The sequence below is a fragment of the Mycobacterium sp. IS-3022 genome, from assembly GCF_001500065.1.
In the GTDB taxonomy this organism is placed as follows: domain Bacteria; phylum Actinomycetota; class Actinomycetes; order Mycobacteriales; family Mycobacteriaceae; genus Mycobacterium.
On the sequence record NZ_LQIN01000050.1, the window covers coordinates 1 to 14155 of the forward strand.

The following is a 14155-nucleotide window of genomic DNA, read 5'->3' on the forward strand; positions in this document are numbered from 1 at the left end:
ACACTCAAAAAAGTGAATAGAGTTACGGCGGTCAATAGCGGCAGGGAAACGCCCGGACCCATCCCGAACCCGGAAGCCAAGCCTGCCAGCGCCAATGATACTGCCCAACCCGGGCGGAAAAGTAGGACACCGCCGAACACAAATTAGGATTACCCCCCACGATTGCGTGGGGGGTAATTCTATTTCACGACAACCGAATACGTATTCTCGCGGTATCGTGCATCGGGTAGAAAGGCATACGTGGCTGAGAACAGGAGAGGCGGCGACAACGGGCGCCGTCCGCAACGTTCGGCCCCGCGCAGCTCGGGCCCAAACCGGGCGCGGCGGTCGCAGCCCAGACCCGACGACGACGCGCGTCAGCCCTCGGGTCCGCCGTTACCCGAAGGCATCGAAGCCAGACAACTCGCACCCGATGTCCGTGGCGAGCTCACCACCTTGGACCGTCCCACCGCCGACTTCGTGGCCCGCCACCTGGTGGCCGTCGGCCAGCTCATCGACGAGGACCCGCAGGCGGCGCTCGAGCATGCCCGCGCCGCCCGGTCCCGTGCCGCCCGCATCCCCGCGGTACGCGAAGCCGTCGGAATCGCCGCCTACCACTGCGGCGACTGGGCCCAAGCACTCGCCGAACTGCGTGCCGCGCGCCGCATGGGTAGCAGGTCTTCGCTGTTGGCGCTGATCGCCGACTGTGAACGCGGCGTCGGACGCCCGGAGCGGGCGATCGAACTGGCCCGCAGTCCCGAGGCCGCACAACTCACCGGTGACGACGCCGACGAGCTGCGGATCGTCGTGGCCGGCGCGCGGTCAGACCTCGGCCAGCACGAGCAAGCCCTGGCGCTCCTTTCGACACCGCAACTGGATCCGGCGCGCACCGGACAAACCGCGGCCCGCCTGTTCTACGTCTACGCCGAGACGCTTCTCGCCTTGGGGCGCAACGAGGATGCGCTGCAGTGGTTCATCAAGGCTGCCGCCGCCGATATCGACGGTGTGACCGATGCCGAAGAGCGCATCACGGAGCTGTCCTGACGTGAGCACTCTCGCGCGCGAACATGACTGCCTCCTAATGGATCTCGACGGCACCGTGTTCCGCGGTCACGAGGCCACCGCGGGTGCGGTCGAGACACTGGCCACCGTCAGCGCGCGCACTCTCTACGTCACCAACAACGCGTCGCGGGAGCCGGCCGAAGTCGCCCAGCACCTGCACGCGCTGGGTTTCGCCGCCACGCCCGAGGACATCGTCACCAGTGCGCAAAGTGCTGCGAACCTTCTGGCCAGCCAATTGCCGCCCGGTGCAATCGTTCTCGTCGTCGGCACCGACGCGTTGGCCGCCGAGATCAGCCGCGTCGGCCTCAAACCCGTCCGACAGTGGTCGGATGGACCGGTCGCCGTCGTTCAGGGTCACTCACCGATGACCGGTTGGCCCGACTTGGCCGAAGCGTCCTTGGCGATCCGGGCCGGCGCGCTGTGGGTGGCGGCCAACGCCGACCTGACCCTGCCGTCCGAGCGGGGCCTGCTGCCCGGAAACGGCGCCATGGTGGCGGCCCTCCGCGCGGCCACCGATCGCGACCCGCAGGTGGCCGGTAAGCCCCAGCCCACCCTGCTCACCGACGCGTTGGCCCGCGGCACGTTTCACACGCCGCTGGTGGTGGGCGACCGCCTCGACACCGACATCGCCGGGGCCAACGCGGCCGGGCTGCTCAGCCTGCTGGTGCTCACCGGTGTCAGCACCGCCGGCGACCTCGTCCGAGCGGAGGCATCGCAGCGGCCGACCTATGTCGCCGCCGATCTACGTTCACTCGACGTGCCGGCGGACACACTGCGCATCGGGCCGCACCCGGCCTGGCGCATCGACATCGACACGTCCGCGGCGACGGTGTACTTCACCGGCCGCGAAACCGCCGACCCACTGTCGGTGGTGCGCGCGACCGCCGACGCGGTGTGGAACGCCCGCCTCGACGGCCGGTCGGTGACCGTGGCCGCCGGTGACGACACCGCGCAGCAGGCCCTGCGGCGCTGGTCCCTGCTTGCCGAGCCGAATCGACTAGCGTGAACCTCGACATGAGTACCGATCCCGAACAGATCCGCGCACGGATCGTGGAGTTGCTGGCCGACCTGCCCGACCCCGCTCAAGAAGGCTCGGGTTTTGCGGACCTGGCCGACACCGACATCGAGGTCCTCGCGGCACGGCTGGAAGAGGCGCACGACATGCTCGTGCAGGCGCTCGAGTCGGTCGAGAAAGGCTGACCGCCGTGACGCGGCGCGCGCGAGTCGACGCCGAGCTGGTGCGACGCGGCCTGGCCCGGTCCCGCCAGCAGGCAGCCGAACTGATCGGTGCGGGGCGGGTGAGCATCGACGGCATGCCGGCCGCCAAACCCGCGACTGCGGTTGCGGTCACGGCCAGCCTCACCGTGGAGGGCGCTGACGAACGCGCCTGGGTGTCGCGCGGTGCGCACAAGCTCGTGGGCGCGCTGGACGCCTTCGATGTAGTGGTGGATGGTCGCCGATGCCTGGACGCCGGCGCATCGACCGGAGGCTTCACCGAGGTGCTGCTCGACCGCGGCGCGCGTCAGGTGATCGCCGCGGACGTGGGTTACGGCCAGCTGGCCTGGGTGCTGCGCACCGATCCCCGGGTGACGGTGATGGAACGCACCAACGTGCGCGAACTGAGCGCCGACGCGATCGGCGGGCCCGTCGACCTGGTGGTCGCCGACCTGTCCTTCATCTCGCTGTCCACAGTGCTGCCGGCGCTGATGTCGTGCGCATCGCCCGACGCCGATATCGTTCCCATGGTGAAACCGCAGTTCGAGGTCGGTAAGGAGCGCGTCGGAGCGGGCGGCGTCGTCTCAGATCCGGACCTGCGCACGGACGCCGTGCTCGCCGTGGCGGGCCGGGCCGCGGAACTGCGTTGGCACCCGGTGGCAGTGAAAGCGAGCCCGCTGCCCGGCCCGTCCGGCAACGTCGAATACTTCTTGCACCTGCGTTACGGCGCCGACAGCGGGCTCCAAGGGTGCGAACTCGAGCGCGCTGTGCGCACCGCGGTCGCGGAAGGTCCGCGATGAACGCTGAACGCAACATCCTGATGGTGGTGCACACCGGCCGCGACGAAGCCAGCGAAGTGGCCCGGCGAGTGCAGAAGGTGCTCGGCGACAACGGGATCGGGCTCAAAGTGCTGTCAGCGGAAGCCGTCGACCGCGGCCCGGTTCACCTGTCGCCCGACGACATGCGCGCGCTCGGGCCGGGGATCGAAGTGGTCGACGCCGAGGAACGTGCTGCCGAGAGCTGCGAACTCGTCCTCGTCCTCGGCGGTGACGGCACCTTCCTGCGCGCCGCCGAACTTGCCCGTAACGTCGAAATCCCGGTGCTAGGAGTCAATCTCGGCCGCATTGGCTTTCTGGCGGAGGCAGAGGCCGACTCCATCGACGCAGTGCTCGACCGCGTCGTCGACCGCGACTACCGCGTCGAGGAGCGCATGACGCTCGATGTCGTGGTGCGCGTGGAGGGCAAGATCGTCGACCGGGGATGGGCACTCAACGAGGCCAGCCTCGAAAAGGGGCCCCGGCTGGGCGTCTTGGGAGCCGTCCTCGAGGTCGACGGCCGGCCGGTGTCGTCCTTCGGCTGCGACGGTGTGCTGGTGGCGACACCGACCGGATCGACGGCGTGGGCGTTCTCGGCGGGCGGTCCGATCGTGTGGCCCGACCTCGAGGCGATCCTGGTGGTGCCGAACAACGCCCACGCGCTGTTCGCCCGGCCGATGGTCACCAGCCCCGACGCAGCCATCGCTATCGAGGTGGAGGCGAGGGGCCACGACGCGTTGGTGTTCTGCGACGGCCGCCGCGAGATGGTCGTGCCCGCGGGGGGCCGCGTCGAGGTCACCCGGTGCGGAACCCCGGTGAAGTGGGTTCGGCTCGACAGCGCGCCGTTCACCGACCGCCTCGTGCGCAAGTTCCGGTTGCCGGTCACGGGGTGGCGCGGACAGTAGTGCTCTCCGAGATCCGTATCGAGTCACTGGGTGCGATCAGCACCGCGACCGCCGAGTTCGACCGCGGTCTGACGGTGTTGACGGGCGAGACCGGCACGGGCAAGACGATGGTGGTCACCGGCCTGCATCTACTGGGCGGCGCGCGTGCCGACGCCACCCGGGTGCGGTCCGGCGCCAACCGGGCGCTTGTCGAAGGCCGTTTCACGACAACAGAACTCGGCGACGGCATCCAGTCGCTGGTCGACGAGATCCTCGACTCCTCAGGTGCTGAACGCGACGACGACGGCAGCGTCATCGCCGCCCGCTCCGTCAGCCGCGACGGCCCGTCGCGCGCCTACCTCGGCGGCCGCAGCGTGCCGGCGAAGTCGCTGAGCAGCTTCACCACCGAACTGCTCACGCTGCACGGGCAGAACGATCAGCTGCGACTGATGCGGCCTGACGAACAGCGCGCGGCGCTGGACCGGTTCGCCGACGTCGATACGCCGCTGAAGCGGTACCGCAGGGCGCGCGACGACTGGTTGGCCGCACGTCGGGATCTCCTCGACCGTAGACAGCGAGCACGGGAGTTGGCGCAGGAGGCCGACCGGCTCAAGTTCGGGCTCAATGAAATCGACGCGGTCGCACCGCAACCCGGTGAGGATGCCGCGCTCGTCGACGACATTCGGCGGCTCTCCGAACTCGACGCGCTGCGTGAGGCGGCCCATGTCGCGCGAGCGGCGCTAGCCGGGCCGGACGACCCGTCACCCGACATCATTTCGGCGACTCATGCTGTCGCACAGGCGAAGTCGGCGCTGGAGGCCACCGGCGACACCGCGCTGACTGCGCTCGCCGAACAGCTCTCCGAGGCGCTGGCCGTGATCGCCAGCGTCAGCAGCGAGTTGAGTACCTTCCTGTCCGGACTGCCCATCGACGCCAGCGCCCTGGAGGCCAAGCTGGCCCGCCAGGCCGAGCTGCGCGCCCTCACCCGAAAATATGCCGCCGACATCGACGGCGTGCTCGACTGGGCCAATGAGTCGCGCGATCGGCTCGCGCAACTCGACGTCTCGGAGGAGGCGCTGGCCGCACTGGACGCCCGCGTCGAGGAGCTGCGTAGCAATGTCGTCTCGTCGGCGGCCGAACTGACCAGGGCCAGAACGAAAGCGGCCAAGGGTTTGGCCAAGGCGGTGACGGCCGAACTGGCGGGCTTGGCGATGGCCGACGCCGACTTCACGGTGGCGGTGAGCGCGCTGACCGCCAAGGCCGACGACTCCGCGCCGATGACACTGCCGTCCGGGGACATCGTGCACGCAGGCCGCGACGGCGTCGACAGTGTCGAGTTCGGCTTCGCGGCGCACCGCGGCACCGAGGTGCTGCCCCTGAACAAGAGCGCGTCGGGCGGTGAGCTCTCCCGCGTAATGCTGGCCCTCGAGGTGGTGCTGGCCGCCTCCGCCGAGGGCACCACGATGGTGTTCGACGAGGTCGACGCGGGGGTCGGCGGGCGCGCGGCGGTGCAGATCGGCCGTCGGCTGGCCCGGTTGGCCCGCACCCACCAGGTCATCGTCGTAACCCACCTGCCTCAGGTCGCCGCCTACGCCGACGTCCACCTCGTCGTCGACAGTGGCGGGAGGAATGGCGGCAAGAACCACGCCAGCGAGGTGCGCCGACTCGACGATGAGGACCGGGTGGCCGAGTTGGCGCGAATGCTGGCCGGCCTGGGGGAGTCGGACAGCGGCCGTGCCCATGCGCGAGAGCTGCTCGAAGCGGCGCAGAAGGACCGCGCCGGCGCCCCCTGACCGTGTTACTGATGTGACAAAAGGGGCAGATGATACGGCGCGCCTCCGACAGATAGGGTCCTGATCTCGACAAAATCGGCGCATGAAGATGTCAGCGCTGCTATCTCGCAATGCCAGCTCACGGCCGGGCGTCACCGGCACGGCCCGCGTCGACCGCGACATCGACCGGCTGCTGCGACGCGTCACGCCGGGCGACATCGTTGTGATCGACGCGCTGGATCTGGACCGGATCACCGCGGATGCGCTGGTCGAAGCGGGTGTCACCGGGGTGATCAACGCTTCCCCCTCGATTTCCGGCCGGTACCCGAATCTGGGACCCGAGGTGCTGGTGGCCAACGGCATCACGCTGATCGACGACACCGGGCAGGAGGTCTTCAAGAAGGTCAAGGACGGCGCGCGGGTGCGGTTGCACGAAGGCGGCGTCTACAGCGGCGATCGCCGCCTGGTGGCGGGGGCCGAGCGGACCGATCACGAGATCCATGAATTGATGCACGAGGCCAAGAGTGGCCTGGTGGCGCACCTCGAGGCGTTCGCAGGCAACACCATCGAGTTCATCCGCAGTGAGAGCCCACTGCTGATCGACGGGATCGGCATTCCCGACGTCGACGTCGACCTCAACCGGCGCCACGTGGTGATCGTCGCCGAGGACGTCGACGCCGCCGTCGACCTCAAGGCGCTCAAACCCTTCATCAAGGAGTACCAACCCGTGCTGGTCGGCGTCGGCACCGGCGCCGACGTGGTGCGCAAGGCCGGCTACCGGCCGCAACTCATCGTCGGCGACCCGGACAAGATGAGTGCCGAGGTGCTGCGGTGCGGGGCGCAGGTGGTGCTGCCCGCCGACGCCGACGGGCACGCCGCCGGGTTGGAGCGGATCCAGGACCTCGGTGTCGGAGCGATGACGTTTCCCGCGGCGGGCTCGGCAGCCGACCTGGCGCTGCTGCTGTGCGACCATCACGGCGCGTCGCTGATCGTCACCGCCGGCCACACCGCCAGCATCGAGGAGTTCTTCGACCGCGCCCGCCAGCAGAGTAATCCGTCCACTTTCCTGACGCGTTTGAAGGTGGGCGAGAAACTCGTCGACGCCAAAGCCGTTGCCACGCTGTACCGCAGCCGGGTGTCCGGCGGCGCGATCGCAATGCTGGTGCTCGCCGTGCTCGTCGCGGTGATCGTCGCACTGTGGGTCGCGCGCGCCGACGCTGCGCTGCTGGACTGGATCGTCGATTACTGGAACCGCTTCTCGCTATGGGTACAGGGCTGGGTCACCTAGGATGATTTCACCACGCACACACGCGATTTCGCTCGCAGCGGTGTTTCTCGCCCTCGCAATCGGCGTCGCGCTGGGGTCCGGACTGCTGTCGAACACCGTGCTGTCGGGTCTGCGCGACGACAAGCGTGGACTGCAGGACCAGATCAACACGCTCACCGAGGAGAAGAACGCGCTCAACGAAAAACTCAGTGCTGCCGACGAATTCGATGCGATGATGTCCCCGCGCATCGTGCGGGAGGCACTGGTCGACAAGTCGGTGGTGTTGTTCCGTACCCCCGATGCCGACGACGACGACATCGATGCAGTGACGCGGCTCGTCGGCCAGGCCGGCGGGACCGTCACCGGCACCGTGGCGCTCACCCAGCAGTTCGTCGACGCCAACGCCGCCGAGAAGTTGCTGTCGGTGGTCAACTCGCCGATCGTGCCGGCCGGAAGGCAGCTGAGCACCGCGTCGGTGGATCAGGGTTCGCAGGCCGGCGACCTGCTGGGCATCGCGCTGCTGATCAACCGGGACCCGAAGGTGCAGGCCGTCGACGACACCCAGCGCGCCACAGTGCTCGCGAGCCTGCGCGACACCGGCTTCATCACCTACGGCGACCAGCAGGTGGGCGCGGCGAACACTGCGCTCGTCGTGACCGGCGGGGCACTGAGCGACGACGCCGGCAACCGGGGCGCCACCGTCGCCCGCTTCGCCGGCGGCTTGGCCCCGCACGGCTCGGGCACGGTGCTGGTGGGTCGCGACGGCTCGGCTGCGGGCACCGCGGCGGTCGCCGTGGCCCGCTCGGACTCCGCGTTGAGCTCGGCGGTGAGCACCGTCGATGACGTCGACAGTGCGTCCGGTCGCATCACCGCGGTGCTGGCGTTGGCCGACCTGGTCAACGGCGGCCGACCCGGCCAGTACGGCATCGGCCCGGGGTCGGCATCGGTCACCGTCCCGCAATGATGTCGCCTCCGTGCCGAGCTCCAGGCGTGCGCACGGCGCGTCAGCGACGCCTTGTCGGTGTCGGTGTTAGGGTGGGGTTCCGTGGGTCGGCAGGCCCCAAACTGGGAATCGGCCCAGAAATGTAAGCCCTGCCCGTCGTCACGGAGGTTGCTCTTGGCCGGTCAAGTGAAGCCGTTACGCAAGCATCCGCAAACAGCCACCAAGCACCTCTTCGTCACGGGCGGCGTCGTTTCCTCACTCGGCAAGGGGCTGACCGCTTCGAGTCTCGGGCAGCTGTTGACCGCGCGCGGCCTGCAGGTGACGATGCAGAAGCTCGACCCCTACCTCAACGTCGATCCCGGCACCATGAACCCGTTCCAGCACGGCGAGGTGTTCGTCACCGAGGACGGCGCCGAGACCGATCTGGACGTCGGACACTACGAACGCTTCCTCGACCGCAATCTCTCCGGCTCGGCGAACGTCACGACCGGACAGGTGTATTCGTCGGTCATCGCCAAAGAACGCCGTGGCGAATATCTCGGCGACACCGTGCAGGTGATCCCGCACATCACCGACGAGATCAAGGCCCGCATCCTGGCGATGGCGGCGCCCGATGAGAGTGGCCGACGGCCCGACATCGTGATCACCGAGATCGGCGGCACGGTCGGCGACATCGAATCGCTGCCGTTCCTGGAGGCCGCGCGGCAGGTTCGTCACGAGGTCGGGCGGGAGAACTGTTTTTTCCTGCACTGCTCGCTGGTGCCCTACATGGCGCCGTCGGGCGAACTGAAGACCAAGCCGACGCAACATTCGGTGGCGGCGCTGCGCAGCATCGGTATCACGCCGGACGCGTTGATCCTGCGCTGCGACCGTGACGTACCCGAACCGCTGAAGAACAAGATCGCGCTGATGTGCGACGTCGACGTCGACGGCGTCATCTCAACCCCCGACGCGCCGTCGATCTATGACATCCCCAAGGTGCTGCACCGCGAGGAACTCGACGCGTACGTGGTGCGCCGGCTGAACCTGCCGTTCCGCGACGTCGATTGGACCCAGTGGAACGATCTTCTCCAGCGGGTGCACGAACCGCATGAAACCGTGCGAATCGCGTTGGTGGGCAAGTACATCGACTTGTCGGACGCCTACCTGTCGGTGGCCGAGGCGTTGCGTGCGGGCGGATTCAAGCACCGGGCCAAGGTCGAGATGCGCTGGGTGGCCTCCGACGACTGCGAGATCGACGGCGATGCGGCCGCCGCCCTCGCCGACGTGCACGGTGTGCTGATCCCCGGCGGCTTCGGCATCCGCGGCATCGAAGGCAAGATCGGCGCGATCCAGTACGCCCGTAAGCGCGGCCTGCCGGTGCTGGGACTGTGCTTGGGATTGCAGTGCATCGTGATCGAGGCGGCCCGCTCGGTCGGCATCAACGAGGCCAACTCCGCGGAGTTCGACCCGGCGACCCCCGACCCGGTGATCTCCACCATGGCTGATCAACGCGACGCCGTCGCAGGCGACGCGGATCTCGGCGGCACCATGCGCCTCGGTGCATATCCCGCTGTGCTGCAGCCGGGTTCGATTGTGGCGCGGGCATACGACGCTACGGAGGTGTCCGAACGGCACCGTCACCGCTACGAGGTGAACAATCAATACCGCGACCGCATCGCCGAGAGCGGCCTTCGGTTCTCTGGGACGTCGCCGGACGGTCACCTCGTCGAGTTCGTCGAGTACTCGTCCGATGTGCATCCGTTCATCGTCGGCACCCAGGCGCACCCCGAACTGAAAAGCAGACCCACCCGGCCGCATCCGTTGTTCGTCGCGTTCGTCGGGGCAGCGCTCGACTACAAGGCGGAGGAGCGACTTCCCGGCATGGACATCTCCGGGCAGCGGCCCAACGGAGTCGAACATGCCGACGAAGTCGGGGCACTGCTGCAAGAGCCCGCGACCCGTGGCTGACCACGACTTCGAGACGGTCTCCTCCGAAACCCTGTACGTCGGAAACATCTTCGCGTTGCGCGCGGACGAGGTCCGCATGCCCGGCGGCCACACCGCCCGCCGTGAGGTGGTCGAACACTACGGCGCCGTTGCCGTTCTCGCGATGGACGACGACCGCAACATCGCGCTGGTGCACCAGTACCGCCACCCGCTGGGGCGGCGGCTGTGGGAGCTGCCCGCCGGCCTGCTCGACCTCGGCGGTGAACCGCCCCATATCACCGCCGCGCGGGAACTCGAGGAAGAGGCCGGTCTGTCGGCCACCGACTGGTGCGTGCTCGTCGACCTGATTTCGGCGCCGGGCTTCAGCGACGAAAGTGTGCGGGTGTATCTGGCCACCGGCCTCACCGACGTCGGGCGCCCCAAAGGCCGAGACGAGGAAGCGGATCTGACGCTGCGGTGGTATCCGCTCGACGAGGCGGTGCGCATGGTGCTGGCCGGGGAGATAGTCAATTCCCTTGCGGTGGGCGGTATTTTGGCCGCGCACGCCATCAGTGATCGGGCGGCGCTGCGGCCCGTCGACGCGCCGTGGCCCGACCGGCCGACCGCGTTCGGCCGCCGGAAAGGGCATCCGTGACCACCTTTGCGACCGCGCTCGACGGTCAGGTGCAGGGTTATCTCGACCACCTGACCATCGAACGCGGCGTGGCCGCCAACACGTTGAGTTCCTACCGTCGCGATTTGCGCCGCTACACCGAACACCTGACCGCGCGCGGTATCGACGACCTGAGCAAAGTGGTCGAGACCGACGTCAGCGAATTCCTGGTCGCACTGCGCCGCGGTGACACGGCGGCGGGCACCGCACCGCTGTCGGCGGTTTCGGCGGCGCGCGCGCTGATCGCGGTGCGCGGACTGCACCGCTTCGCGGCCGCCGAAGGACTCACCGAACTCAACGTCGCGTCGGCGGTCAAACCGCCGACGCCGAGCAGGCGGCTGCCCAAGAGTTTGACGATCGACGAGGTGCTGGCGCTGCTCGAAGGTGCGGGCGGCGACAGCGAGGCCGACAACCCGCTGACGCTGCGCAACCGGGCACTGCTGGAACTGCTGTACTCGACGGGCGCCAGGATCTCCGAAGCGGTCGGACTCGACATCGACGACGTCGACACCCACGCGCGGTCGGTGCTGCTGCGCGGCAAGGGCGGCAAACACCGGCTGGTCCCGGTCGGCAGGCCCGCCGTCACTGCGCTGGACGCCTATTTCGTCCGGGGGCGTCCCGACCTGGCGCGCCGCGGCCGGGGTACACCCGCGATCTTTCTCAACGCCAGGGGCGGACGGCTGTCGCGCCAGAGCGCATGGCAGGTTCTGCAGGACGCCGGCGAGCGGGCCGGCGTCAGCGCCGCGGTGTCCCCGCACGTGCTGCGCCACTCCTTCGCGACGCATCTGCTCGACGGCGGGGCCGACGTCCGCGTCGTGCAGGAGCTGCTCGGCCACGCGTCGGTGACGACCACGCAGATCTACACGATGGTGACGGTCAACGCGCTGCGCGAGGTCTGGGCCGGTGCCCACCCGCGGGCGCGGTAGTTCGCGCCCGACCTTGCGCGAGCAGACGCAGACTGCCTCGTAAACGCGACATTTTCGGGCGCTTTACGTCTGCTCGCCGCGGAAAACCGACTCGAGCACCAGATCGGCCAACAACGTCTGATACTCGGCGTGCGTCTTGTGTTCGACGGTGTCGAACAGCTTGCCCTGCTGCCGGCGCATGTAATCCCGATACTTCGGCGCCCCGGGGATCTTCACGTTGTCGGCCACCACGATGGAGCCGCGATGCAGCCAGTCGCGGTCCAGCATGCTCTGCAGGTCGGACAGGTAGGCGTCCTTGTCGTGGTCGAGGAACAGCACATCGAGTAGGCCCGGACCGAAGCCGTGCTCGGCGGCCAGCGCGTCGAGGGTGCGGCCGCCGTCACCGATGGTGCCGACGACGCAGGTGACGCGGTCGGCCACTCCGGCGTGGGCCCAGATGCGGCGGGCGATATCGGCGTTGGCTTCGGCGAGTTCGACCGAGAAGACCCGCGCCGAAGGCGCCGCCCGGGCCAGCCGTAGCGCGCCGTAGCCGCAGTACGTGCCGAGCTCGAGCACCAGGCGCGGGTCCGCGCGCCGGACTGCGGCGTCGAGGATTGCGCCTTTCTCGTCGCCGACGTTGATCAGGAACGACTTCTCATAGGCGTACTGGTCGATCTTGGCGATGACGTCGTCGATGTCGCCCTGCCTCGCGTTGGCCAGCACATAGTCGCGAGCAGCCGCCTCCCGGCCGTCGCCGATCTGGCCGGTCGTGAAGATGTTGCGGGCGCCCACTGCCATCCGCAGGACTGACCACCGCAGCAGCGGCATGCGTTGCTTGAGACCCATGACGTCACCCTAAGCCGCGAGGCGGCCCGATCGGCTCCGAAGTTGCCCGCGGGTCTGGCTGACCTGGCACGTTCCTGCCGTTAAACTTGCCCGGATGTCCGCCATGTCTGTGAATTGCCTGACCAGCGACGGTCGGGCATGAGCGACGACGGAGCACAGGGCGGCACGCCCGAAACACCCAGCCTGACCGGCCGTCCACCGCGGGACATTCCCGAACCGCAGCCGAAGACGGCCCATGGCCCGGCCAAGGTCATCGCGATGTGCAACCAGAAGGGCGGGGTCGGCAAGACCACGTCGACGATCAACCTGGGTGCCAGCCTCGCCGAGTACGGCCGCCGGGTGCTGCTGGTGGATCTCGACCCGCAGGGCGCGCTGTCCGCGGGGCTGGGGGTGCCTCACTACGAGCTCGAGCACACAGTGCACAACCTGCTGGTCGAGCCGCGGGTGTCGATCGACGACGTGCTGATCAAGACGCGGGTCAAGAACTTGGATCTGGTGCCGAGCAACATCGACCTGTCGGCAGCGGAGATCCAGCTGGTCAACGAGGTCGGCCGCGAACAGTCGCTGGCCCGCGCGCTGTACCCGGTGTTGGACCGTTACGACTACGTGCTGATCGATTGCCAGCCGTCGCTGGGGCTGCTCACCGTGAACGGCCTGGCGTGCAGCGACGGTGTGATCATCCCGACCGAGTGCGAGTTCTTTTCGCTGCGCGGGCTGGCGCTGCTCACCGACACCGTCGACAAGGTGCACGACAGGCTGAATCCGAAGCTGTCGATCAGCGGCATCCTGATCACCCGCTACGACCCGCGCACCGTAAACTCCCGGGAAGTGATGGCCCGAGTTGTGGAGCGCTTCGGCGACCTGGTGTTCGACACCGTCATCACACGCACCGTACGGTTCCCCGAGACCAGCGTCGCCGGTGAGCCGATCACCACATGGGCGCCGAAATCCGCTGGGGCGCAAGGGTATCGATCGTTGGCTCGCGAGGTCATCGCCCGGTTCGGCGCGTGAATGACCCGGTGACGGAGACCGGAACAGCGGCAAACCCGGATTCCGACGAATCTTCGCCGTCCGGATTCCAGGTTCGGCTCAGCAATTTCGAGGGCCCGTTCGACCTGCTGCTGCAGTTGATCTTCGCGCACCGCCTCGACGTCACCGAGGTGGCGTTGCACCGGGTGACCGACGACTTCATCGCCTACACCAAGGCGATCGGGCCCGAGTTGGAACTCGACGAGACCACCGCGTTCCTGGTGATCGCGGCGACGCTGCTCGATCTCAAAGCCGCCCGGCTGCTGCCCGCCGGCGAGGTGCACGACGAAGATGACCTCGCCCTGCTCGAGGTGCGCGATCTGCTGTTCGCCCGGCTACTTCAATACCGCGCGTTCAAACATGTGGCGGAGATGTTCGCCGAGTTGGAGGCCGCGGCGCTGCGCAGCTACCCGCGCTCAGTCGCGTTGGAGGACCGCTACTCCGAACTGTTGCCCGAGGTGATGATCGGCGTCGATGCACAGGCTTTCGCGCAGATCGCCGCGACCGCGTTCACGCCCAGGCCCGTGCCGACGGTGAGCACCGACCATCTCCACCACGCGGCAGTGTCGGTGCCCGAGCAGATCGGTAACCTGATGGCACTGCTGGAGAGCCGCGGGATCGGCCGGTGGGCGTCCTTCGGGGATCTGGTGGCCGACTGTGAGGCGCCGATCGAGATCGTCGGGCGGTTTCTGGCGCTGCTCGAGCTCTACCGCGCCCGAGCGGTAGCATTCGAACAACCTGAACCGCTTGGTGTGCTGCAGATTTCGTGGACCGGTGAGCGGCCGACGCACCAACACCTGGCGGTGGAAGAAGATCAGTATGGATAGGGAAGACCCCGACAACCTCCACGAGGCCAC

The 14155-nt window shown here is 68.3% G+C and carries 14 protein-coding genes and 1 rRNA gene; 14 read left to right on the forward strand and 1 reads right to left on the reverse strand.

The features are described 5' to 3' along the window. Positions 1-23 precede the first annotated feature (23 nt). The 12 genes from rrf to xerD all read left to right on the forward strand — a co-directional run bounded on the left by rrf (position 24) and on the right by xerD (position 11444). Positions 24-138 (forward strand): 5S ribosomal RNA (gene rrf, locus AU188_RS22675). A 102-nt stretch (positions 139-240) separates the two neighbouring features. Next, on the forward strand, positions 241-1023 hold the full coding sequence (locus AU188_RS22680; protein ID WP_082686753.1) for a tetratricopeptide repeat protein: 783 nt from the start codon (positions 241-243) through the stop codon (positions 1021-1023). Position 1024: 1 nt separating this feature from the next. After that, the gene (locus AU188_RS22685) at positions 1025-2047 is read left to right on the forward strand and encodes an HAD-IIA family hydrolase (RefSeq protein ID WP_059165737.1); all 1023 of its coding nucleotides are present in this window, start codon (positions 1025-1027) and stop codon (positions 2045-2047) included. A gap of 8 nt (positions 2048-2055) precedes the next feature. Further along, the gene (locus AU188_RS22690; protein ID WP_059098670.1) at positions 2056-2241 is read left to right on the forward strand and encodes a hypothetical protein; all 186 of its coding nucleotides are present in this window, start codon (positions 2056-2058) and stop codon (positions 2239-2241) included. A 5-nt stretch (positions 2242-2246) separates the two neighbouring features. Then, a complete protein-coding gene (locus tag AU188_RS22695) occupies positions 2247-3056 on the forward strand; it encodes a TlyA family RNA methyltransferase (RefSeq protein ID WP_059165738.1) in 810 nt (269 codons plus the stop codon). Then, positions 3053-3976 (forward strand): NAD kinase, encoded by a 924-nt coding sequence (locus AU188_RS22700; RefSeq protein WP_059165739.1) that lies wholly within the window; start codon positions 3053-3055, stop codon positions 3974-3976. Before AU188_RS22695 ends, AU188_RS22700 begins: the two co-directional genes overlap by 4 nt. Further along, positions 3976-5748: a DNA repair protein RecN gene (gene recN / locus AU188_RS22705; RefSeq protein ID WP_059165740.1), complete on the forward strand. Its 1773-nt coding sequence runs from the start codon at positions 3976-3978 to the stop codon at positions 5746-5748. The genes AU188_RS22700 and recN overlap by 1 nt, the downstream gene beginning before the upstream one ends. Before the next feature lie 82 nt (positions 5749-5830). After that, on the forward strand, positions 5831-7015 hold the full coding sequence (steA, locus tag AU188_RS22710) for a putative cytokinetic ring protein SteA (protein ID WP_059165741.1): 1185 nt from the start codon (positions 5831-5833) through the stop codon (positions 7013-7015). A gap of 1 nt (position 7016) precedes the next feature. Then, positions 7017-7958: a copper transporter gene (locus AU188_RS22715; protein ID WP_059165742.1), complete on the forward strand. Its 942-nt coding sequence runs from the start codon at positions 7017-7019 to the stop codon at positions 7956-7958. A gap of 165 nt (positions 7959-8123) precedes the next feature. Further along, positions 8124-9887 (forward strand): CTP synthase, encoded by a 1764-nt coding sequence (pyrG, locus tag AU188_RS22720; protein ID WP_059165743.1) that lies wholly within the window; start codon positions 8124-8126, stop codon positions 9885-9887. Next, positions 9880-10500 carry an NUDIX domain-containing protein gene (locus AU188_RS22725; protein WP_059165744.1) on the forward strand — a complete coding sequence of 207 codons (621 nt, stop codon included), beginning with the start codon at positions 9880-9882 and terminating at the stop codon, positions 10498-10500. Before pyrG ends, AU188_RS22725 begins: the two co-directional genes overlap by 8 nt. Beyond that, positions 10497-11444 carry a site-specific tyrosine recombinase XerD gene (gene xerD, locus AU188_RS22730; RefSeq protein WP_059165745.1) on the forward strand — a complete coding sequence of 316 codons (948 nt, stop codon included), beginning with the start codon at positions 10497-10499 and terminating at the stop codon, positions 11442-11444. The genes AU188_RS22725 and xerD overlap by 4 nt, the downstream gene beginning before the upstream one ends. Positions 11445-11507: 63 nt before the next feature. Here the strand turns inward: xerD and AU188_RS22735 are convergent, their stop codons facing one another. Next, a complete protein-coding gene (locus tag AU188_RS22735) occupies positions 11508-12269 on the reverse strand; it encodes an O-methyltransferase (RefSeq protein WP_059165746.1) in 762 nt (253 codons plus the stop codon). Between the two features lie 138 nt (positions 12270-12407). Between AU188_RS22735 and AU188_RS22740 the strand changes: the two genes are divergently transcribed. Then, the gene (locus AU188_RS22740) at positions 12408-13280 is read left to right on the forward strand and encodes a ParA family protein (protein ID WP_059165747.1); all 873 of its coding nucleotides are present in this window, start codon (positions 12408-12410) and stop codon (positions 13278-13280) included. Continuing rightward, complete coding sequence (locus AU188_RS22745; protein ID WP_059165748.1) at positions 13277-14125, forward strand: segregation/condensation protein A; 849 nt, start codon at positions 13277-13279, stop codon at positions 14123-14125. The genes AU188_RS22740 and AU188_RS22745 overlap by 4 nt, the downstream gene beginning before the upstream one ends. The last annotated feature ends 30 nt before the right edge of the window (positions 14126-14155 follow it).